Genomic DNA, 21,175 nt, shown 5'->3' with positions numbered 1-21,175 from the left:
CGTGGGTGCCTTGCGCCGTGGTGCCGCCTCCTTCTTTCCCGGCAACGCGGGAAGAGGCCTGGACCTTCCCCGAAAACGCTGCGTTCAGTCGCCTGGGTGATCTTCGGGGACAGTCGGCGAGGGTGGGTGGGGGTGGACGGCATTCAACACTGGTGAGGGTCGGTGGAGGGAGGGAAGTGTAGTGGGTGTGGATAAGCGGGGTGGGTGTGGATATGTGGGTGGGTCAGCGTTTTGTTGCTCTGAACCAGCGCTCGGCGCCCTTGTGGAGGGGGACCTGGCCCGTCGCGATGCCGGTTCGGACGTTGATCCGGCTTGCCTCGGGGTGGCCCGCGGCGATTCGGGATGACTGGGTGAACACGGTCCTGGTGACGACCTCGACCACGTCGGCGTCCAGCGACGTCCGCGCCAGCAGGAGGTTCGGCACGGCGAACGTGCGGCACGGGCCGAGGTTGCCGTACGTGGTGGCGGGGATGGTCGCTGGGACGTACGGGCCCGGGTAGCGCTCGGCCAGGTGCTCGGCCTCGTCGGGCAGGTCGAGGAGGCGCAGCGGGAACGTGTCGAGGATGTCCGTGACCGCGGGTGTGGGGATGCCGGTCAGCGCCAGCAACGCGTCCAGTGAACCGGCGGCCAGCTCACGTGCCGCCTTGGCGTGCTCCATCCGCCGCGCGTCGACGGAGATCCCGAACAGGGCCAGCAGCCGGGTCGCGGTGAACTCCGTCCCCGACTCGGACGGGCCGAACGACACGATCCGGCCGGCCAGGTCCGACAGGCGGCGCACGGGCGACCCGGCCGGCACGACGATCTGCATGAAGCTGTCGTACAGCCGCCCCACGGCGCTGATGCCGCCCGGGTCGTCCGCATCGAGCAGCGCACCGACCAACGGGTCCAGTGAGGACAGTCCCAAGTGGACGTCGCCCGCCTGGAGCAGGCGCACGTTCTCCACCGACGCGGCGGTCGAGCGGGCTACCACGCGGGTCGCGGGCAGTTCGTCCGCCAGCGCCGCGGCCAGCGCGCCGCCGACCTCGCGGAACACCGCGCCGTCCGGGCCGGTCGCCAGCACGAGTTCGTCGAGGACGGGCGCGTCGGTCGACGTGCACGCGGCCAGCGCGGAGGAACCCAGCGTGCCGGGCACCGCCGCGACCAGGGCGGTGCGCAACAGCGAGCGCCGCGTCACCTGCACGACCAGCAGACTAACCCCGTCGGACCAGTGAACGGCGTGTTACGTCAGAGGGATCTGAAGTTTCCGGCCACGTCCTTGTTACCGCCGGCGCCTGTGCTCAGGATCACCAACCAACCCCCACCGGCAGGCACGAAGGTCCCCTTGGAGGAGACGTGGTCAGCGCGCAGGAACGTCAGCGCAAACCGATCTACCAGCACCTCTACTTCTGGGTGCTCGTGTCGATCGTGCTCGGCGTGATCGTCGGGTACGCGTTCCCCGCCCAGGCGTCGGGCATGAAGTGGCTGGCCGACTTCTTCGTCGCGCTGGTGAAGGTCGTCATCGCGCCGACGATCTTCTGCACGGTCGTGGTCGGCATCGCGGGCCTCGGCAACCTGGCCAAGGCGGGCGGCCTGGCGCTGCGGACGATCCTGTACTTCACGGCGATGACGACGGTGGCGCTGGCGATCGGCCTCGTCGTCGTGAACCTCGTGCAGCCCGGCCACCACGGCCCGTCGATCCCGATCAACGACGACGCGGCCGCGAAGACCCTCGCCGACGCGAAGACCGCCGAGACCGGCGTCACCGGGTTCATCCTGAGCCTGGTGCCGAAGTCGTTCTTCAGCGCGTTCACCGACGGGCAGCTCATCCAGGTCCTGGTGGTCGCGATCCTGGTCGCGGTGGCCGTGGCGGGCATGGGCAAGCGCGGCGCGAAGGTCGTGTCCGCGCTCGACACGTTCGCCAAGGTGATGTTCGGCGTCATCAAGATCGTCATGTACGCGGCGCCGATCGGCGCGTTCGGCGGCATCGCGTACACGATCGGCAAGTTCGGCGGCACGATCCTCGGCAAGCTGGCCTGGCTGATGGGCTCGTTCTACGCGACGTGCCTGCTGTTCATCCTGGTCGTGCTGGGCGGTGTGTCGCTGTACGCCGGGTTCTCGATCTTCAAGTTCCTCCGGTACATCAAGGACGAGCTGCTGATCGTGCTGGGCACGTCGTCCAGCGAGTCGGTGCTGCCGCGCATGCTGGTGAAGATGGAGGCGGCGGGCGCGGACAAGTCGGTCGTCGGCCTGACCATCCCGACCGGCTACTCGTTCAACCTCGACGGCACCTGCATCTACCTGACCATGGGCGCGATCTTCATCGCCCAGGCGACGGGCGTGGACGTGGGGCTGGGCACGCAGATCGGGCTGCTGCTGTTCATGCTGCTGGCCAGCAAGGGCGCGGCGGGCGTCACGGGGGCGGGCCTGGTCACGCTGGCGGCGTCGCTGAGCGCGTTCGAGGCGAACAGCGCCATCCCGGCGGTCGGCATCGCGCTGATCGTGGGCATCGACCGGTTCATGTCGGAGGCCCGCGCGATCACCAACGTCATCGGCAACGGCGTCGGCACGCTCGTGGTGGCCCGCTGGCAGGGCCAGTTGGACCGCGACCGGCTGCGCCAGGTGATGGACAACCCCTCCCAGGTCGACGTGGACGCCCTCATGGACCGCCGGCACGGCGACGTCGAGCACGACGGCACGCCTGACGGCACGCCTGACGGCGGACACGACGGGGACCGCGGCGGTGCGCAGGGCGGCCGGGGGAGCGGTGGGAGCCGGGAGTCCGTAGCGGCGTCCGCGGGCTAGTCGGCGGAGGACGGTCGGCCGCGCGGACGGCGGACGCCGACGTTCCGGAGGGCGGACGAGCCTGCCAGGGGCGCGGACGCCACCGGGCGGCGAAGGTGGACCGACAGGCACGGCGGAGGCTCCGCGGGTCGACTGGCTCGCGGAGCCTCCGGGCGTCTGACCAGCGGGTTCACGTCGGGGAACCGGGATGGTGGCGGTGGCGGGGACGGGGCTGTTCGCCAGGTCTCACCGACGCGCGAGGAGGGGTCGGCTCGGTTATGCTTAACAACGCGTAACAAGCTGGCCGGGGTATCGCGCCGGCGGGCCGAATCGTTACGCGTAGGCGAGCTGGATCACCCGTTGGATGGTGTGGTTCAGTTTCGCGACTGTTAAAGTCTCGTCAACACGCGGGCCATCGTCGTCCCGTGCCCAGCACCCGGATTCCAGGACCTGGACACGAGGACTCGTTCTTTCACCAAGGACGACGAAGGAGGTCTGCGCAGTGATCTTCTCCGCCATCCCGGCCCCTCAGGGGCTCTACGACCCGACCGCCGAGCGCGACGCGTGCGGTGTGGCGATGGTCGCCGACATCAAGGGCCGGCGCTCGCACGACATCGTCGTCGACGCGCTCACCGCGCTGGCCAACCTGGAGCACCGGGGCGCGGCGGGCGCCGAGCCGACCAGCGGTGACGGCGCCGGCATCCTGCTGCAGCTGCCCGATGCGTTCCTGCGCGAGGTGGTGGGGTGCGAGCTGCCCGAGGCGGGCGCGTACGCGGCGGGCATCGCGTTCCTGCCCGCCGGCGACGAGGACCGCGCGAAGGCCGTGGGCCTGGCCGAGCGGATCGCCGCCGAGGAGGGACTGCGGGTCCTGGGCTGGCGCGACGTGCCGATCGAGCCGGACCACGCGGGCTTGGGCCCGACCGCCCGGTCGGTGATGCCGCACTTCGCGATGCTGCTGGTCGAGAGCGAGACGGGCAAGCGGGACGTCGACCTGGACCGCCTCACGTTCGCCCTGCGCAAGCGGGTGGAGCACGAGAGCGCGGCGGCGGACGTCGGCACGTACTTCCCGTCGCTGTCGGCCCGCACGATCGTCTACAAGGGCATGCTGACCACGGGCCAGCTGCCGTCGTTCTTCCCCGACCTGCGGGACGAGCGGCTGGCCAGCGCGATCGCCCTGGTCCACTCCCGCTTCTCCACGAACACGTTCCCGTCGTGGCCGCTGGCGCACCCGTTCCGGTACGTCGCCCACAACGGCGAGATCAACACCGTGCGCGGCAACCGGAACCGGATGCGCGCCCGCGAGGCGCTGCTGGCGTCGGACCTGATCCCGGGCGACCTGAGCCGGCTGTTCCCGATCTGCCACCCGGAGGGCTCGGACTCGGCGAGCTTCGACGAGGTGCTGGAGCTGCTGCATTTGGGCGGCCGCAGCCTGCCGCACGCGGTGCTGATGATGATCCCCGAGGCGTGGGAGAACCACACCTCGATGGACCCGAAGCGCCGCGCGTTCTACGAGTTCCACGCCAGCCTGATGGAGCCGTGGGACGGCCCGGCGTGCGTGACGTTCACCGACGGCTCGCTGGTCGGCGCGGTGCTGGACCGCAACGGCCTGCGCCCGGCCCGCTGGTGGCAGACCGCGGACGGCCGGGTCGTGCTGGCCTCCGAGACCGGCGTGCTGGACGTGCCGCCGGACCAGGTCGTGGCCAAGGGCCGCCTCCAGCCCGGCCGGATGTTCCTGGTCGACACCGTCGAGGGTCGCCTGGTCGAGGACGACGAGGTCAAGTCGCGGCTGGCCGAGGAGCTGCCCTACGACGAGTGGCTGCACGCGGGCCTGCTGGAGCTGGCCGACCTGGCCGACCGGGAGCACGTGGTGCAGAGCCACGAGTCGGTGGTGCGCCGCCAGCTCACGTTCGGCTACACCGAGGAGGAGCTGCGGGTCCTGCTCGCGCCGATGTCGGTGAACGGCGCCGAGCCGCTGGGCTCGATGGGCACGGACACCCCGGTGGCGGCGCTCTCGCAGCGCTCGCGGCTGCTCTACGACTACTTCGTGCAGAACTTCGCCCAGGTCACGAACCCGCCGCTGGACGCGATCCGCGAGGAGATCGTCACCAGCGTGTCGCGGGTGATGGGCCCGGAGCAGAACCTGCTGGAGCCGGGGCCGGTCAGCTGCCGGCACATCAAGCTGACGTACCCGGTGATCGACAACGACGAGCTGGCCAAGCTCATCCACATCAACGACGACGGCGACCTGCCCGGCTTCGCCTGCACCGTCCTCAGCGGACTGTACGAGGTGGACGGTGGCGGCGCGGCGCTGGCGGCGGCGGTCGAGCGGGTGCGCCGGGAGGCGTCCGAGGCGATCGCGCACGGCGCGCGCACGCTCGTGCTGTCGGACCGCGACTCGGACCACCGGATGGCGCCGATCCCGTCGCTGCTGCTCGTCTCCGCGGTGCACCACCACCTGGTGCGCACCAAGGAGCGGCTGCGCGTGGCGCTGGTCGTGGAGACCGGTGACGCCCGCGAGGTGCACCACGTCGCCGCGCTGCTGAGCTACGGCGCGGCCGCGGTGAACCCGTACCTGGCGTTCGAGACGATCGAAGACATGATCAGCACCGGCGCGGTGACCGGCATCGAGCCGCGCAAGGCCGTGCGGAACTACGTGACGGCGCTGGTCAAGGGCACGCTGAAGATCATGTCGAAGATGGGCATCTCGACCGTCGGCGCGTACACGGCGGCCCAGGTGTTCGAGGCCGTCGGCCTGTCGAAGGACCTGCTGGACGAGTACTTCACCGGCACGGTGTCGAAGCTCGGCGGCGCGGACCTGGACGTGCTGGCGGAGGAGGTGGCGCTGCGCCACCGCCGCGCCCACCCGGACAACCCGACCGACCGGGTGCACCGCCGGCTGGAGGTGGGCGGCGAGTACGCCTACCGCCGCGAGGGCGAGCTCCACCTGTTCACGCCGGAGACGGTGTTCCTGCTCCAGCACGCCACCAAGACCGGCAAGCAGGACGTGTACCGGCGCTACACCGACGAGGTGGAGCGGCTGTCCCGGCAGGGCGGCACGCTGCGCGGCCTGTTCGAGTTCAGGTCCGAGGGCCGCACGCCGATCCCCATCGACGAGGTCGAGCCGGTCTCGTCGATCGTCAAGCGCTTCAACACCGGCGCCATGTCGTACGGCTCCATCTCGGCGGAGGCGCACGAGACGCTGGCCATCGCGATGAACCGGCTCGGCGGCCGGTCCAACAGCGGCGAGGGCGGCGAGGACCGCGAGCGCCTGTACGACCCGGAGCGGCGCAGCGCGGTCAAGCAGGTCGCGTCCGGCCGGTTCGGCGTCACCAGCGAGTACCTGGTCAACGCCAGCGACATCCAGATCAAGATGGCGCAGGGCGCGAAGCCCGGCGAGGGCGGGCAGCTGCCCGGCTACAAGGTGTACCCGTGGATCGCGCGGACCCGGCACTCCACGCCGGGCGTCGGCCTGATCTCGCCGCCGCCGCACCACGACATCTACTCCATCGAAGACCTCGCGCAGCTCATCCACGACCTGAAGAACGCCAACGAGCAGGCCCGCGTGCACGTCAAGCTGGTCAGCGAGGTCGGCGTCGGCACGGTCGCGGCGGGCGTGGCGAAGGCGCACGCGGACGTGGTGCTGATCTCGGGCCACGACGGCGGCACCGGCGCGTCGCCGCTGAACTCGCTCAAGCACGCGGGCACGCCGTGGGAGATCGGCCTCGCCGAGACCCAGCAGACGTTGCTGCTCAACGGTTTGCGCGACCGGATCACCGTGCAGGTGGACGGCGCGCTGCGCACCGGCCGGGACGTGGTGGTGGCCGCGCTGCTGGGCGCGGAGGAGTTCGGCTTCGCGACCGCGCCGTTGATCGTGGAGGGCTGCGTGATGATGCGGGTCTGCCACCTGGACACCTGTCCGGTCGGCATCGCCACGCAGAACCCGGAGCTGCGCAAGCGCTTCACCGGCCAGGCCGACCACGTGGTCAACTTCTTCCACTTCGTCGCCCAGGAGGTGCGGGAGCTGTTGGCGGAACTCGGTTTCCGCACCATCGACGAGGCCGTGGGCCACGCCGAGCTGCTGAAGACCGACGAGGCCGTCGAGCACTGGAAGGCGGCCGGGCTCGACCTGGCGCCGGTGTTCGAGGTGCCCGAGACGCCGTACCGCACGGCCAAGCGCAAGGTCCGCGAGCAGGACCACGGCCTGGCGCAGGCGTTGGACCGCACGCTGCTGCAGCTCGCCGACGCGGCCTTGAACGACGCCCGCCCGGTGCGGCTGGAACTGCCGCTGCGCAACGTCAACCGCACCGTCGGCACGCTCCTCGGCGCCGAGGTGACCCGCCGGTTCGGCGGCGACGGCCTGCCCGACGACACGATCCACGTGACGTTCACCGGCTCGGCCGGCCAGTCGCTGGGCGCGTTCATCCCGCGCGGCGTCACGCTGGAGATGGTCGGCGACGCCAACGACTACGTCGGCAAGGGCCTGTCCGGCGGCCGGATCGTGGTGCGGCCGCACCCGGACGCGCCGTTCGCGGCCGAGCGGCAGGTCATCGCGGGCAACGTCATCGGCTACGGCGCGACGTCCGGCGAGATCTTCCTGCGCGGCCGGGTCGGCGAGCGGTTCTGCGTGCGGAACTCGGGCGCGCTGGCCGTCGCCGAGGGCGTGGGCGACCACGCGTTCGAGTACATGACCGGCGGCCGGGCCGTGGTGCTCGGGCCGACCGGCCGCAACCTCGCCGCGGGCATGTCCGGCGGCGTGGCCTACGTCCTGGAACTCGACCCCGCGGCGGTCAACACCGCCATGGTCGAGCTCCAGCGGCCCGGCGCGGACGACCTGCGCTGGCTGCGCGAAGTGGTGGAGCGCCACCACCAGCTCACCGGATCGGCGGTGGCCGCGTCGCTGCTCGGCGACTGGACCCGGCGTTCCGCGTCGTTCACCAAGGTCATGCCCGGTGACTACCAGCGCGTGCTCGAAGCGATGAGGCTCGCCCGCGCGGAAGGCAGGGACGTCGACCAGGCGATCATGGAGGCCTCCCGTGGCTGACCCGTACGGCTTTCTCAAGCACTCCCGCTCCGAGCCGAAGAAGCGGCCCGCCGCCGAGCGGCTGAGCGACTGGAACGAGGTGTACCTCGACGTCCCTGCGGAGCAGCGGGACGAGGAGGTGCGCGTGCAGGCGACGCGGTGCATGGACTGCGGCGTCCCGTTCTGCCACTCCGGGTCGGCCGGGTGCCCGCTGGGCAACCTGATCCCCGAGTGGAACGACCTGGTGCGCCGGGGTGACTGGGAGTCGGCGTCGGACCGGCTGCACGCGACGAACAACTTCCCCGAGTTCACCGGCCGGCTGTGCCCCGCGCCGTGCGAGGCGGCGTGCGTGCTGTCGATCAGCCACGACGCGGGCGGCCCGGTCGCCATCAAGCGCGTCGAGCAGGCCATCGCCGACGTGTCGTGGGAGCAGGGGCTCGTGCCGCCCGTGCAGTCGCACGTGTCGTCGGGCAAGAAGGTCGCGGTCGTCGGTTCCGGCCCGGCCGGGCTCGCCGCGGCGCAGCAGCTCACGCGCGCCGGCCACGAGGTCACCGTGTTCGAGCGGGACGACCGGCTGGGCGGGCTGCTCCGCTACGGCATCCCCGAGTTCAAGATGGAGAAGAAGGTCCTGGACCGGCGGCTCGCGCAGCTCCGCAAGGAGGGCACGAGGTTCGTCACCGGCTGCGAGGTCGGCGTGGACCTGACCGTCGAGGAGCTGCGGTCGAAGTTCGACGCCGTGGTGCTCGCGGTGGGCGCGCTGCGCGGCCGTGACGACACCACCACGCCGGGGCGTTCCCTGAAGGGCGTCCACCTGGCGATGGAGCACCTGGTGCCCGCGAACCGGGCGTGCGAGGGCGACGGCCCGCCCGCGATCGACGCCGCCGGCAAGCACGTCGTGATCATCGGCGGCGGCGACACGGGCGCGGACTGCTACGGCACGGCGTCCCGGCAGGGCGCGGCGTCGGTGCTGCAGCTCGACCAGTACCCGATGCCGCCGTCCACCCGCGACAACGACAGGTCGCCGTGGCCGGTGTGGCCGTGGATCCTCCGCACGTACCCCGCGCACGAGGAGGCGGGCGAGCGGAAGTTCGCGGTCGCCGTGGAGAAGTTCGTCGGCGACGAGGACGGGCACGTCCGGCAGATCCAGCTGCGCAAGGTGCGGGTGGAGAAGGACGCGTCCGGCCGCCGCCAGGTGGTGCCGACGTCCGAGGAGGTCGAGGTGCTGCCGGCGGACCTGGTGCTGCTGGCCATCGGCTTCGAGGGTGTCGAGCACATGCCGCTGCTGGACGGCCTCGGCCTGCGGCTCACCCCGCGCGGCACGATCTCGTGCGGCTCGGACTGGCAGACCCAGTCGCCCGGCGTGTTCGTCTGCGGCGACGCGCACCGCGGCGCGTCCCTGGTCGTGTGGGCGATCGCGGAGGGCCGTTCGGTGGCCAACGCGGTGGACCGCTTCCTGACCGGCTCGTCGGACCTGCCGTCGCCGGTGATCCCCACCATGCTTCCGCTCGCCGTGGTGTGAACCGCTGAGGTGCCCGGCCGCCCCGACAGCGTCGTCGGGGCGGCCTTCGCGGTTCCCGGGGCGGGTGCGACCGGGCCGCCCGCGGCACGTGAACGCATTCCACGCCGTCGCGATTCGATTGCCGACGCATTCTTTTCCACGTCACCCGGCCAGGTCAGCGCCCCGGTGCGGCCGTAAAGCGCTCGCCGTTGGTCCGTTGTCAGCATGGTAAAAACGCGACCGGGGCAAAATCCCGATCCGCTGTATCGGTTGCGCGCCCGGAGCGGACTTAACCGGTCGAGGGCTTTTTTCCTTGACGATGGGATTTTCGGGTGAACAACATCTACAGATCATCGAGACGGGTCGGCGTGGCGCTGGCGAGCGCGCTGCTGGCGACGATCGGCCTGGTGTCCACGGCGTCGGCGTCACCGAGGGGCGTGGAACTCGGGGCGAGCGACACCGAGGGCGTGACCCTGTCGGCCGCGCCGGCGCGAGGGCTGCGCGGGGTGTCCGGCTACGAGGGCACGGGCGTGCCGGGCGACGTCACGGCCTACGGCGCGCAGCGCGTGCCCGCCGGCCACCGGATCGCGGGCTACGAGTCGCCGACCGGCGACGACGTCGGCGTCCAGTCGATCATCGGGGCGGACGGCCGCGTGCGGGTCGACCCGACGACGAGCTTCCCGGCCCGCGCGACCGTGCTCATCACCCGCACCGTGAGCGGTGTGGAGCGGTTGCACTGCACCGGCTGGATGTTCGGCGCGAGCCTCGTGCTGACCGCCGGGCACTGCGTGTTCAACCAGAGCACCGGCTGGTACACCGGCCAGCTCAAGTTCTACCCCGGCGCCAACGGCACCTCGTACCCGTACGGCTCCTGCACCGCGGCGACGTTGCGGTCCAACACCGGCTGGACCACCGACGGCAACCCGGACGCCGACTACGGCGGCGCGACGCTGAACTGCTCCATCGGCAACACGACCGGCTGGTACGGCGCGTACTGGACCACCGCGTCGCTCAACGGCACGTCCACCACCATCCAGGGCTACCCCGGCGACAAGGCCCAGCAGCAGTGGACCCACACCGACCAGGTCCGCGAGAGCGGTTCGCTGCGGCTGTACTACGACAACGACACCGTCGGCGGCAACAGCGGCAGCGCGGTGCACACGGTGCGCGCGGCCGGGTCGTCCGGCTGCTCGGGCCGGTGCTCGCTGGCGTTCCACGCGTACGGCGTCGGCTCCAACGGCCACAACAGCGGCCCGCGGATCACCGAGAGCCGGTTCAACCTGGTCGTCGGCTGGCGCTGACGCCGGGCAACCGAACCCCGCTGCCGTTCCGTCCTCCACGTGACCGAGAGGAGCAGATCGTGCGCCACCCACTCCGCCTGCGAGCGGTCCTGCTGATCGGCCTGCTGGCGCTCGGCGCGTGCGGCGGGGAAGCGGGCACGTCCGACACCGGCGACCCGCCCGCACCACCACCCTCCACCACCGCGATGGCGACCTTCACCGGCGTGGTCGTGGACTCCGCCGGGCAGCCCGTCGACGGCGCCCTGGTGGCACCGAGATCGCTCGACACCCCGCCGCGGCCGGTGCCCGAGATGGCGGTCATGTCCGGACCGGACGGCCGTTACGAGTGGCGCCTGGCGGCGGGCCGCTACGAGTTCTCCGCGTCGAAGGACGGCCGGACGGGCACCCCGTCCGAAGTCACGGCGGCGGCGGGCGCGACCGAACAGGTCCGGCTGCACCTGCCCTGACCGCCGCCAGAGAGCCCCCGGCCCGTCGAACCGGGCCGGGGCTCCACCTCGCCCCCGGACGCCGGACCGATGAGACGCCGGCCCTGTGAGCCGTCGGCCCTGTCAGACGCGGGCCCTGTCAGACGCCGGCCCCGTGCGACGCGGCCTCGTCAGACGCCGGTCACCGCGCGCACCGAGCGGATGTGGCTGACCAGGAACTCGCGGTGCTCGCCGCGCGGGGCGCAGTTGGCCTTCAGGTTGCCCGCCGCGTGGTCCACGGGCGTGATCACGTGCTTCACCGTGGTCCGCGGGCCGCTCGCCACGGCGATCTCCACCGACGTCCGGCTCGCCAGCGCCTCGGCCAGCAGCACGACCTCCGAGTCGCGCAGCACGAGCGACTGGTCGCGCAGCAGCCGCACCGTCCCCATGCGCTGGGTGTGAGCCGGCGGCAGCACGAACCGGGGCCGGGGCCGTTCCCGCTCGACCAGCGCCACCGCGAGCTTCGCCAGCTCCTGCTCGGTCAACGGCGCCCGCCAGCCCTCCGCCACCGCGCGCACCGGCGGCGGGGGAGGCTCGACGCGGCGGCGCGGCGCCCGCTCCACGACCGACGTGCCGTCCGCCGTGGACGCCGTGGGCGCGTAACCGGCCGCCCGCAACAGCGCCAACGTCTCCGGCGCGGGTCTCGCCGACGCCAGCACCGTCGGCCCCAACGGCTGCAACGCCAGCCGGGCCAGCGACGGGTGCGCCGCGATCTCCCGCAGCAGCTCCGGGTCCGCCGCCCGCACGCAGCACGCCACCGGCGTCACGGTGATCCGCCCGTGCTGCCGCGCCACCTCCCGCACCAGGTGCTCCAGCGTGGGCGGCACGCCGTGCTCGGCCACCGACGCCAGCCGGGCCAGCAGCGCGTCCGGCTCGTGGCCCGCGTCCAGCGCGCGCCGCACGCTCGCCCCGCTGAACCGCCACCCGCCCTCCGCGCCGTCGGCGACCAGGTCCAGCACCGCGCTCAGCTCGCGGCTCGGCAGCCCGGCCACCACGGCGGTCAGGTCGGCCCGCAGGTGGGCCGTCCGCGCGGCCGGCGGCACGAACCGCCCGGCGACCTCCGCCACGCGACCGGCCAGCACGGCGCGTCCCAGCGCGGTCGACGCGCCCAGCGCGATCAGGCCCACCGACTCGGCCTCCACCAGCGCCGCCTCCGTCGCGGCCCGGCTGTGCACGGCGGGCCGCGACCACACCAGCTCCGCCACCACCTCGTGCCGGTGCTCGAACGCCTCGTCCTCGCCCAACCGCGCGTACCGCTCCAGCACGCCCAGCCTGGTCCGGTCGCCCGCCTCCGACGACGACGGCTCGGCCGACGCGGGCCGCTGCCTGCCCGGCGTCCACGTCATCCGGGGCCACGCCTCGGCCAGCGCGGCCAGCCGCTCGGCGGGCGGCGCGGCACGCCACGCGTCGGACCGGACGGTCGGCGTCAGCCTGCCGTCGTCCACCGCCAGCAGCCGCGCCTCCACGGCCAGCTCTACCCACAGCCGCGCCCGCGGCTCGTCGGCGCGCAGCATGCCCGCGACCCGCCGCAGCTCCCGCGACCCGACCCCGTTGCGGCACGCCACCTGGTCCCAGTCGCACAGCTCGACGAGCCGCGTCACACCATCCACAGTGGACGTCGCGGGCGTGGTCGCGGCGCGGTCGGCGAACCCCCGGTCCTGCGCGGCACGGCGGGGCGCGCGGGGCGCGGGCGTGATGCGGCGCGCCGGCTCCTCGGTCAGCAGCCGCAACCCCGGCGACGTGACCAGCCGGTCCTCCGAGGGCCACACCAACGCCCTCGCGCGCAACTGCAGCAACGTCCGCTTCAGCTCGGCCCGCGACGCCTTCCCGTTGCAGCGCAACCGTTCCGCCAGCGCCTCCACCCCGGCCTCGTCGCCCAGCCGCACGGCGGTGTCCAGCACGTCCCGGCACGCCTGGTCGAGCCCGTCGACGGCGGCCCGCAGCGACGCCGCCGAGGTCAGCTCGTCCGCGAGGTCACGCAGGGATCGGGGCCGGCGGTCGGCGGCGTCCCTGCGCAGCGCCAGGACGGCCTGGACGTCCTGTGCGTCGAGTTCGCGCAACCAGCCGGCCAGTGCCGCTTTCCTACCCACTCGGCCGATTATGCACAGGACGTGACCGACCGGTCATCCACTGCGATAAGGCGATCGAATGAGCCACCAATGGACGAACGTAAGCTGGTCGCGTGGAATTCAGCGGTTTCGGCGAACACGCCATCGACTTCTACGACGGGCTGGAGGTCGACAACTCGAAGGCGTACTGGGAGGACCACAAGCACCTCTACCAGGACGACGTGCGCGCCCCGATGGAGGCCCTGCTCGCGGCGCTGGAACCCGAGTTCGGCCGGGGCAAGGTGTTCCGGCCCTACCGGGACGTCCGGTTCAGCAAGGACAAGACCCCGTACAAGGACCACTGCGGCGGCGTGGTCGAGCTCGGCCGCGGCGGCGGCGCCCACTACGTCCAGATCGGCACGGCGGGGCTGTTCGTGGCCGGCGGGTCGTTCGCGATGGCGTCCGACCAGCTCGCCCGCTACCGGGAGTCGGTCGCCGACGACGTGCGCGGCGGGACGTTGGAGCGGCTCCTGGCCGCCCTCACCGGCGCCGGCTGGGAGCTGCGCGGCGACAAGCTGAAGCGCGCGCCGCGCGGCGTCGACCCCGGGCACCCCCGGATCGAGCTGCTCAAGCACAAGCGCCTCTACGCGGCGAAGGTGTGGCCGCCGGACGACGTGCTGCACGAGCCGGGCTGCCTCGACCGCGTCCGCGACGCGTGGCGCGAGGTGACGCCGCTGGTCGACTGGTGCGCCGACCACGTCGGGCTCACCGAGGTCGGCTTCCGCCGCTGACCGCCGGCAGGCGCGCGAGGAGCAGGCCGAGGCCGATGCCGGCGACGTCCACGAGGCCGTCCAGGACGTCCCCGCCGCGCCCGAGCGGGGTGATGAGCCACTGCAACACTTCCGAGACCGCGGCGTAACAGATCAACCCCGCGACGAGCGGTCGGACCCGCAGCCCGGCGTACCGCCCGGTGGCCGTGAGCAGCGCGAACAGCAGCACGTGCACCACCTTGTCGGTGCCCGGCGGTGAGTCCGGCACACCTGACTGCGGGGTGAACAGCACGATGACGCTGAGCAACGCCGCGACCACGAACGGAAGGATTCTGACGCCCACCGGGCAGATTCTGCCGGTTTCACGGAGATTACCCCCCGGTACATCCTGATCGGTCCAGTGACAGCGACTACTCTCCTGAGACGTGAGTCGACGCGCGAAGATCGTCTGTACGCTTGGTCCTGCCACCGCGACCGAGGACAAGGTCAACGAGCTGGTAGCGGCCGGTATGGACGTGGCCCGGATGAACTTCAGCCACGGCAGCCATGCCGACCACAAGCAGGTCTACGACCTGGTCCGCTCGGCGGCCGAGGCCTCCGGACGTGCCGTGGGAATCCTGGCCGACCTGCAGGGACCCAAGATCCGGCTCGGCCGGTTCGCCCACGGCCCCGTCGAGTGGCGGACCGGTGACATCGTCCGGGTGACCGTCGAGGACGTCGAGGGCACCCACGACCGCGTCTCCACCACCTACAAGCAGCTGTCGCAGGACGCCAAGGTCGGCGACCGGCTGCTGGTGGACGACGGCAAGGTGGGCCTGACCGTCACCGAGGTCGACGGCCCCGACGTGGTCTGCGAGGTCACCGAGGGCGGCCCGGTCAGCAACAACAAGGGCCTCTCGCTGCCCGGCATGGACGTGTCCGTGCCCGCGCTGTCCGAGAAGGACATCGAGGACCTGGAGTTCGCCCTCAACCTGGGCGTGGACTTCATCGCCCTGTCGTTCGTGCGCTCGCCCGCGGACATCGACCTGGTCCACCAGGTCATGGACCGCGTGGGCCACGGCCGCAAGCCGGTGATCGCCAAGATCGAGAAGCCGGAGGCGGTCGACAACCTGGAGGCGATCGTCCTCGCCTTCGACGGCGTGATGGTCGCCCGCGGCGACCTGGGCGTGGAGCTGCCGCTGGAGCACGTGCCGCTGGTGCAGAAGCGGGCCATCCAGATCGCCCGCGAGAACGCCAAGCCGGTGATCGTGGCCACCCAGATGCTCGACTCGATGATCACCAACTCGCGGCCGACCCGCGCCGAGACGTCGGACGTCGCGAACGCGGTGCTCGACGGCGCGGACGCGCTGATGCTGTCCGGCGAGACGTCGGTCGGCCGGTACGCCATCGAGTCGGTCAAGACCATGGGCCGCATCATCGAGGCCGTGGAGACCGAGTCCACGCAGGTCCCGCCGCTGACGCACGTCCCGCGCACCAAGCGCGGCGTGATCTCGTACGCGGCGCGGGACATCGGCGAGCGGCTGAACGCCAAGGCGCTGGTCGCGTTCACCCAGTCCGGTGACACGGTCCGGCGGCTGGCCCGCCTGCACACGCCGCTGCCGCTGCTGGCGTTCACGCCGGAGCAGAGCGTGCGCAGTCAGCTTTCTCTCACCTGGGGCACCGAGACGTTCCTCGTGCCTAAGGTGGACTCGACGGACGAGATGGTCCGCCAGGTCGACCTGTCGATGATCGACATCGGCCGGTACCAGCCGGGCGACCTCGTCGTGGTCGTGGCAGGCTCGCCGCCTGGCACCATCGGCTCGACCAACCTCATCCGGGTGCACCGCCTGGGGGAGGACGACCACGCTTAGGAGTTGACGTGACCGAGGCTGCCCGCGCCGCGGCTTCCGCCGAGTTCTCGGACGTTCCGCTGGACACCGACGGCGTGCCGCACGGGCAGCCCGTGCTCGACCGCCTCGTCGCGCTGCTCGACCTGGAGCGCATCGAGGAGAACATCTTCCGCGGGGTGTCGCCCGCCGAATCGCCCGTGCGGGTGTTCGGCGGGCAGGTCGCCGGTCAGGCCCTGGTCGCCGCCGGCCGCACCGTCCCGCCGGAGCGCCGGGTGCACTCGCTGCACTCGTACTTCATCCGCGGCGGTGACCCGACGGTCCCGATCGTGTACGAGGTCGACCGCATCCGGGACGGCCGCTCGTTCACCACCCGGCGCGTCGTCGCCGTGCAGCACGGCAAGGCGATCTTCTCGCTGTCCGCGTCGTTCCAGGTGGACGAGACCGGCATGGACCACTTCGAGCCCATGCCCGAGGTGCCGTCGCCGGACTCCCTGCCCACGTACGCCGAGTCGGCGGCCGGGTACCTGGAGAAGGTCGGCATGGCGCGCCTGCCGAGGCCGATCGACATCCGGTACGTCACCGAGCCGCCGTGGCGGGCGCGCGAGACGGGGCCGGGCGAGGCGCGCAGCCAGGTGTGGATGCGCGCCGACGGCAAGCTGCCGGACGACGAGCTGCTGCACGTGTGCGTGCTGGCGTACGCGTCCGACATGACCCTGCTCGACTCGGTGCTCGTCCGCCACGGCGTGTACTGGGGCACGGACAAGGTGCTGGGCGCGAGCCTCGACCACGCCATGTGGTTCCACCGCGGGTTCCGGGCCGACGAGTGGTTCCTCTACGACTGCGAGTCGCCGTCGGCGTCGGGCTCGCGCGGCCTGGCGACGGGCCGCTTCTACAGCCAGGACGGCCAGTTGGTGGCTACCGTGGTGCAGGAGGGCCTGCTGCGGGTCCTGTGATCGACCGGCTACGCTGCGCAGTCAACGGGGACGTCATGGGAAGTGGGTCGCGATGAGCACGATGCACTGGCCTGACCACTGGCTCACGCTGGAAGAGTGGGACGCGCTCCCTGAGGACGAGTTGCACCACGTCGAGCTGGTCGAGGGAGCCTTGCTCCTGTCGCCCAAGCCGGCTCTCAAACACCAATTGGCCGCGAAGCGGTTGGGCACCTGGCTGGACGAGCAACTGCCTCACGACGTGGTGGCGGTGCCGGAGATCGATGTGCTGATCAACCCCGTGCCTCCGATCACGGTGCGCGCACCCGACATGGTCATCGTCCCGACCGAGCGTGCTCTGGAGTACCCGAAGCGCGTCGACCCCGACGATGTCCTGCTGGCGGTCGAGATCGTGTCACCGGGGACGAGGCGCATGGACCGCATGCTCAAGCCGATCGAGTACGCCGACGCGGGTATTCCGCACTGCTGGCTGCTCGAACTCGACGAGCCGATCACGCTCGCGGCGTCCACCCTGGTCGACGGCGAGTACAGGCACGTCGCCGGCGGCACCGGCAAGGTCGAGGTACCGAGCCCCTTCCCGGTTGTCCTCGATCTCGACGCGCTGCTCAGCCGCTAGCCGCCAGCGCCTGCCACAGCGCGCGCACGTGGTGTTCTTCCGTTGACTCCGCGCCGATGGCCACGCGGATCGCGAACCTGCCGTTGACGGTGGTGTGGGTGACGAACGCGTCGCCGGCCGCGTTGACGCGGTCCATCGCCTCGCGGGTGGCGTCGTCGCCGTCGCGGTGGGCGAGGGTCAGCAGTGCCAGCGACCGCGGCGCGACCAGGCGCCACTCCTCGGACCCCGCGACCCACGACTCCAGCATCTCCGCCAGCTCGACGTGGCGGCGCAGGTGCGCCCGCACGCCCTCCAAGCCGTACCAGCGCAGCACCGACCACAGCTTCAGCGCCCGGAACCGGCGGCCGAGCGGGATCTGCCAGTCGCGGTAGTCGACGACGGCGCCCGATTCGGTCGCCGTGTTGCGCAGGTACTCCGGCAGGATCGTGAGGGCGTCCACGAGCACGTCCGGGTGCGCGGTCCAGAACAGGGACAGGTCGAACGCGGTGAGCATCCACTTGTGGGCGTTCGCGGTGAACGAGTCGGCCTGGTCCAGGCCGTCGAACAGGTGCCGGAACTCGGGGCACAGGGCCGCCGGGCCCGCCCACGCCGCGTCGACGTGCAGCCAGATCCCGTGCTCGGCGCACAGCGCGGCGATCTCCCGCACCGGGTCCACCGCGCCCGTGCCCGTGGTGCCGACGGTGGCGCACACCAGGACCGGCTTGCGACCGGCCTCCACATCGGACTCGATCCGCGACGCCAGGTCGTCCACGCGCATCGCCAGCACGTCGTCGACGTCGACCGACCGCACGGCCCGCTCGCCCAACCCGGCCAGGCGCGCGGCCCGTTCGATGGACGAGTGGGTCTGCGAGGACACGTACACGGTCTCCGTGCCGTCCACACCGGACTGCCGCCACGTGCCGCCGGACTGGCGGTGCAGGGCGGCGAGGAGCGCGACGAGCGCGGCCGACGACGCGGTGTCCTGGATGACGCCGCCGCCGCGGAACCGCTCGGGCAGGCCCATCGCGCCGACCAGCTCGTCCAGGAGGTGCTGCTCGACCTCGGTGGCGGCGGGCGACGTCGACCACAACATGCCCTGCACGCCCAGGCCGGACGAGAGCAGGTCGCCGAGCACCGACGGCAGCGACGCGTTGGACGGGAAGTAGGCGTAGAAGCCGGGGTGCTGCCAGTGGGTGGTCCCGGGCAGCACGACCCGGTCGAGGTCGGAGAGCAGGCCGTCGAACCCCTCGCCCCGCTCCGGCAGCGGGGCCAGCCGCTCGCGGACCCAGCCCGGTTCGACCCGCGACCTCACGGGGAGGTCCGCGACCCGCTCGCGGTAGTCGGCGATCCAGTCGATCACCTCGTGTCCGATCCGGCGGAACTCGTCAGGCTGCATGGGGTGCAGGTTAGACGCGCCGCCTGCGGTGCAGCGGACGCCGGTCGTCGGGCGGGGTGAGGGCCCGCGTCTCGACCCGTTCCAGCACCACCGAGCTGGTCAGGTTCCGGACCTCGGTGCGGGAGGCGATCTTGTCCATCAGGAACGCCTGGAGGTGCGTGCTGTCGGCCACCGCGATGTGCACCAGGAAGTCGGCCTGGCCGCTGACGTGGAACAGCGACCGGGTCTCCGGCTGGGCCATCACGAACTGCCGGAACGCGGCCACCACCGGCCTGGTGTGCGGGCGGACGTTCACCGACACCACCGCCTCCAGCGGCAGGCCGGTGGTCCGGGGGTCGACCTCGGCGTGGAACCCGGTGATCACGCCGAGGTCCCGCAGCCGGCGCACCCGCTGCAGGCACGTGGACGGCGCGATGCCGACCCGGTCGGCCAGGGTCCGGTTGGGCAGCGTCGCGTCGTTCTGCAACGCCTCCAGGATCGCCCAGTCGACCGAATCCAGTTCGGCTACGTCGCTCACAACCGAACACGGTACTCGTCGGGTGGAATACACCCGAACGTCCGGCCGAGGATGCCGCCGTGCACATCGCCTGGACGTCCTTCCTGCTCGCGCTCGTCGTCATCACCGTCGTGCCCGGCCCGGACTTCGTGCTGATCACCGGCAACGCGGTGCGCGGCGTGCGGCCCGGGGCGGTGACCGCCCTCGGCGTGGTCACGGGCCTGCTGGTGCACGCCGCGCTGGCCACCGTGGGGCTGTCCGCGCTGGTCGCGGCGGCGCCGGCGGCGTTGCTGGCGGTCAAGGCGGTCGGCGCGCTGTACCTCGCTTACCTGGGCGTGATGACGTTGCGCGCGGCGCGGGCCGGCGGGCCGATCGCCAGGGCGCCGAAGTCCGACCGGTCGCTGTTCCTGCGCGGCCTGCTGTGCGACCTGCTCAACCCGAAGGTGATGCTGACGTTCCTGAGCCTCGTCCCCCAGGCGATGGACCCGACCGCGCCGCCCCTGCCCCAGGCGGCGCTGCTGTCGGCGGTCGCGGTCGGCGTGTTCGCGTGCTTCTGGGCCGTGGTGGTGCCGCTGGCCGGTCGGCTGTCCGCGCTGCTGTCGCGGCCCCGGGTGCGGCCGGTGTTCGAGCGGCTGTGCGGCGCGGCGTTGATCGGCATGGCCGCGTCGGTGCTCGCCGCCTAGGGCCGCGAGGCCCTACCGGGCCGGGTCCGTCCACGTCACCGGCAGCGCGTGGACGCCGTAGATGTTCATGTCGGTCCTGAGCCGCACCTCGTCGGCGGGGACGGCGAGCGCCAGGGTCGGGAAGCGGCGCAGCAGCCCCGCGAGACCGGCGCGCATCTCGATCCGGGCCAGCTGCTGGCCCAGGCACTGGTGGACACCGTGGCCGAAGGCCAGCTGACCGCGGGCCGCGCGGCGGACGTCGAGGGTGTCGGCGTCCTCGAAGCGCAGCGGGTCGTGGTTGGCGGCCAGCAGCGAGACGACGACGGTCGACCCCCGCGGGATGGTCTCCCCACCGAGTTCGAGGTCTTCGGTGGCGTAGCGGTAGAAGATGTCCGCCACGGACAGGTAGCGCATCAGCTCCTCGACGGCGCCGGGCACCAGGTCCGGGTCGGCGCGCAGCGCGGCGAGCTGGTCGGGGTGCTCCAGGAGCGCGAACGTGCCCAGCGACAGCATGTTCGCGGTGGTCTCGTGGCCCGCGAGCAGCAGCAGGAACGCGATGCCCGTCAGCTCCTCGACGGTCAGCTCGTCGTGCCGGGCGAGGTCGGACAGCATGTCCTCGTCGGGCGCGGCGCGCTTGGCCGCGACCAGGTCGGACAGGTACGTGGTGAGGCCGGTGTACGCGGCCATCTTCTCCTCCAGCGCCACCTCCTTCTCCATGAACTTGGCGGAGTTGGACTGGAACGTGTCCCGGTCCGCGTAGGGCACGCCGAGCAGTTCGCAGATCACCAGGGACGGCACCGGCAGGGCGAACTCCTTCACCAGGTCGACCGGCGGGGTCAGGGCCGCCATCTCGTCCAGCCGCCGTTCGACGATCTCGGCGATGCGCTCCTCGAGCTGCTTCATGCGCCTGACGGTGAACGCGCCGGTGAGCAGGCGGCGCAGCCGGGTGTGGTCCGGCGGGTCCATGCTGATGAACAGGCCGGGCACCTGCGGCGACGGTTCGGTGGCCGCGGGCATGCCGGGGACGTCGTACGGCACGTGGAGGACGCCGATGTCCTGGCGGGAGCTGAACCGGGTGTCGGCCATGAGCCGGCGGACGGCGTCGTAGCCGGTGACGAGCCAGCCCTCGTGGCCGTCGGGGAAGTGCAGTGGGCTGACCGGGTGCGCCTCGCGGAGCCGGGTGATGGCGCTGGGCGGGTTGAACGGGCCCGCGTCGCGGTCCATCGGCAGGCCGTGGGGGATGGGGACCGTTCGCGTCATCGGGGGTGTCCTTCCGTGGCTGGTGTCGGGATCACGATCACCGGACGGCCTGACACGGGGCTGACACGGGACTGACACCGGAGGCGGGGAGACGCGGGGCCGGGAAAAGTCGTTATCGTGTCGCCG

Annotated in this window: 16 protein-coding genes; 10 read left to right on the top strand and 6 right to left on the bottom strand. The window is 72.0% G+C overall.

Features of this window, described 5'->3' with window-relative positions; all coding sequences use genetic code 11:
- Window positions 1-223: 223 nt before the first annotated feature.
- Window positions 224-1,180 carry a TAXI family TRAP transporter solute-binding subunit gene (locus ACRAKH_RS26655; protein ID WP_380722658.1) on the bottom strand — a complete coding sequence of 319 codons (957 nt, stop codon included), beginning with the start codon at window positions 1,178-1,180 and terminating at the stop codon, window positions 224-226.
- Window positions 1,181-1,332: 152 nt separating this feature from the next.
- Between ACRAKH_RS26655 and dctA the strand changes: the two genes are divergently transcribed.
- From dctA to ACRAKH_RS26630, 5 genes are all read left to right on the top strand, one after another.
- Complete coding sequence (dctA, locus tag ACRAKH_RS26650) at window positions 1,333-2,781, top strand: C4-dicarboxylate transporter DctA (RefSeq protein ID WP_380722660.1); 1,449 nt, start codon at window positions 1,333-1,335, stop codon at window positions 2,779-2,781.
- 481 nt (window positions 2,782-3,262) lie between these two features.
- Window positions 3,263-7,801, top strand: a complete 4,539-nt coding sequence (gene gltB / locus ACRAKH_RS26645; protein WP_380722662.1) for a glutamate synthase large subunit — start codon at window positions 3,263-3,265, stop codon at window positions 7,799-7,801.
- Window positions 7,794-9,299 (top strand): glutamate synthase subunit beta, encoded by a 1,506-nt coding sequence (locus tag ACRAKH_RS26640; RefSeq protein WP_380722664.1) that lies wholly within the window; start codon window positions 7,794-7,796, stop codon window positions 9,297-9,299. Before gltB ends, ACRAKH_RS26640 begins: the two co-directional genes overlap by 8 nt.
- A gap of 311 nt (window positions 9,300-9,610) precedes the next feature.
- Window positions 9,611-10,579 carry a trypsin-like serine peptidase gene (locus ACRAKH_RS26635; RefSeq protein ID WP_380722666.1) on the top strand — a complete coding sequence of 323 codons (969 nt, stop codon included), beginning with the start codon at window positions 9,611-9,613 and terminating at the stop codon, window positions 10,577-10,579.
- 59 nt (window positions 10,580-10,638) lie between these two features.
- The gene (locus tag ACRAKH_RS26630) at window positions 10,639-11,025 is read left to right on the top strand and encodes a carboxypeptidase-like regulatory domain-containing protein (RefSeq protein WP_380722668.1); all 387 of its coding nucleotides are present in this window, start codon (window positions 10,639-10,641) and stop codon (window positions 11,023-11,025) included.
- A 149-nt stretch (window positions 11,026-11,174) separates the two neighbouring features.
- Here the strand turns inward: ACRAKH_RS26630 and ACRAKH_RS26625 are convergent, their stop codons facing one another.
- Entirely contained in the window at window positions 11,175-13,133 is a 1,959-nt protein-coding gene (locus ACRAKH_RS26625; RefSeq protein ID WP_447009365.1) for a helicase-associated domain-containing protein, read from the bottom strand.
- A gap of 92 nt (window positions 13,134-13,225) precedes the next feature.
- Between ACRAKH_RS26625 and ACRAKH_RS26620 the strand changes: the two genes are divergently transcribed.
- Window positions 13,226-13,882 (top strand): DUF2461 domain-containing protein, encoded by a 657-nt coding sequence (locus ACRAKH_RS26620; protein ID WP_380724532.1) that lies wholly within the window; start codon window positions 13,226-13,228, stop codon window positions 13,880-13,882.
- On the opposite strand, the gene ACRAKH_RS26615 is transcribed toward ACRAKH_RS26620, so the two are convergent.
- On the bottom strand, window positions 13,857-14,204 hold the full coding sequence (locus ACRAKH_RS26615) for a VanZ family protein (protein WP_380724533.1): 348 nt from the start codon (window positions 14,202-14,204) through the stop codon (window positions 13,857-13,859). The two genes, ACRAKH_RS26620 and ACRAKH_RS26615, sit on opposite strands and share 26 nt — an antisense overlap.
- Window positions 14,205-14,286: 82 nt before the next feature.
- Between ACRAKH_RS26615 and pyk the strand changes: the two genes are divergently transcribed.
- From pyk to ACRAKH_RS26600, 3 genes are read left to right on the top strand one after another with little or no spacing between them, the layout of a single operon-like run.
- Window positions 14,287-15,711: a pyruvate kinase gene (gene pyk / locus ACRAKH_RS26610; RefSeq protein WP_380724534.1), complete on the top strand. Its 1,425-nt coding sequence runs from the start codon at window positions 14,287-14,289 to the stop codon at window positions 15,709-15,711.
- 8 nt (window positions 15,712-15,719) lie between these two features.
- Window positions 15,720-16,643, top strand: a complete 924-nt coding sequence (gene tesB, locus ACRAKH_RS26605; protein ID WP_380724535.1) for an acyl-CoA thioesterase II — start codon at window positions 15,720-15,722, stop codon at window positions 16,641-16,643.
- A gap of 52 nt (window positions 16,644-16,695) precedes the next feature.
- Window positions 16,696-17,256, top strand: a complete 561-nt coding sequence (locus ACRAKH_RS26600) for a Uma2 family endonuclease (protein ID WP_380724536.1) — start codon at window positions 16,696-16,698, stop codon at window positions 17,254-17,256.
- Here ACRAKH_RS26600 and ACRAKH_RS26595 read toward each other — a convergent pair.
- Window positions 17,246-18,631 carry a pyridoxal phosphate-dependent decarboxylase family protein gene (locus tag ACRAKH_RS26595; RefSeq protein ID WP_380724537.1) on the bottom strand — a complete coding sequence of 462 codons (1,386 nt, stop codon included), beginning with the start codon at window positions 18,629-18,631 and terminating at the stop codon, window positions 17,246-17,248. The two genes, ACRAKH_RS26600 and ACRAKH_RS26595, sit on opposite strands and share 11 nt — an antisense overlap.
- A 10-nt stretch (window positions 18,632-18,641) precedes the next feature.
- Window positions 18,642-19,148 carry an Lrp/AsnC family transcriptional regulator gene (locus ACRAKH_RS26590; protein ID WP_380724538.1) on the bottom strand — a complete coding sequence of 169 codons (507 nt, stop codon included), beginning with the start codon at window positions 19,146-19,148 and terminating at the stop codon, window positions 18,642-18,644.
- Between the two features lie 59 nt (window positions 19,149-19,207).
- Here ACRAKH_RS26590 and ACRAKH_RS26585 point away from each other — a divergent pair, with 59 nt between their 5' ends.
- A complete protein-coding gene (locus ACRAKH_RS26585; RefSeq protein ID WP_380724539.1) occupies window positions 19,208-19,810 on the top strand; it encodes a LysE family translocator in 603 nt (200 codons plus the stop codon).
- 12 nt (window positions 19,811-19,822) lie between these two features.
- On the opposite strand, the gene ACRAKH_RS26580 is transcribed toward ACRAKH_RS26585, so the two are convergent.
- Entirely contained in the window at window positions 19,823-21,049 is a 1,227-nt protein-coding gene (locus ACRAKH_RS26580) for a cytochrome P450 (protein WP_380724540.1), read from the bottom strand.
- Between the last annotated feature and the right edge of the window lie 126 nt (window positions 21,050-21,175).

This window comes from Saccharothrix hoggarensis, assembly GCF_052936025.1.
This window is presented reverse-complemented; position numbering and strand designations above follow the sequence as displayed.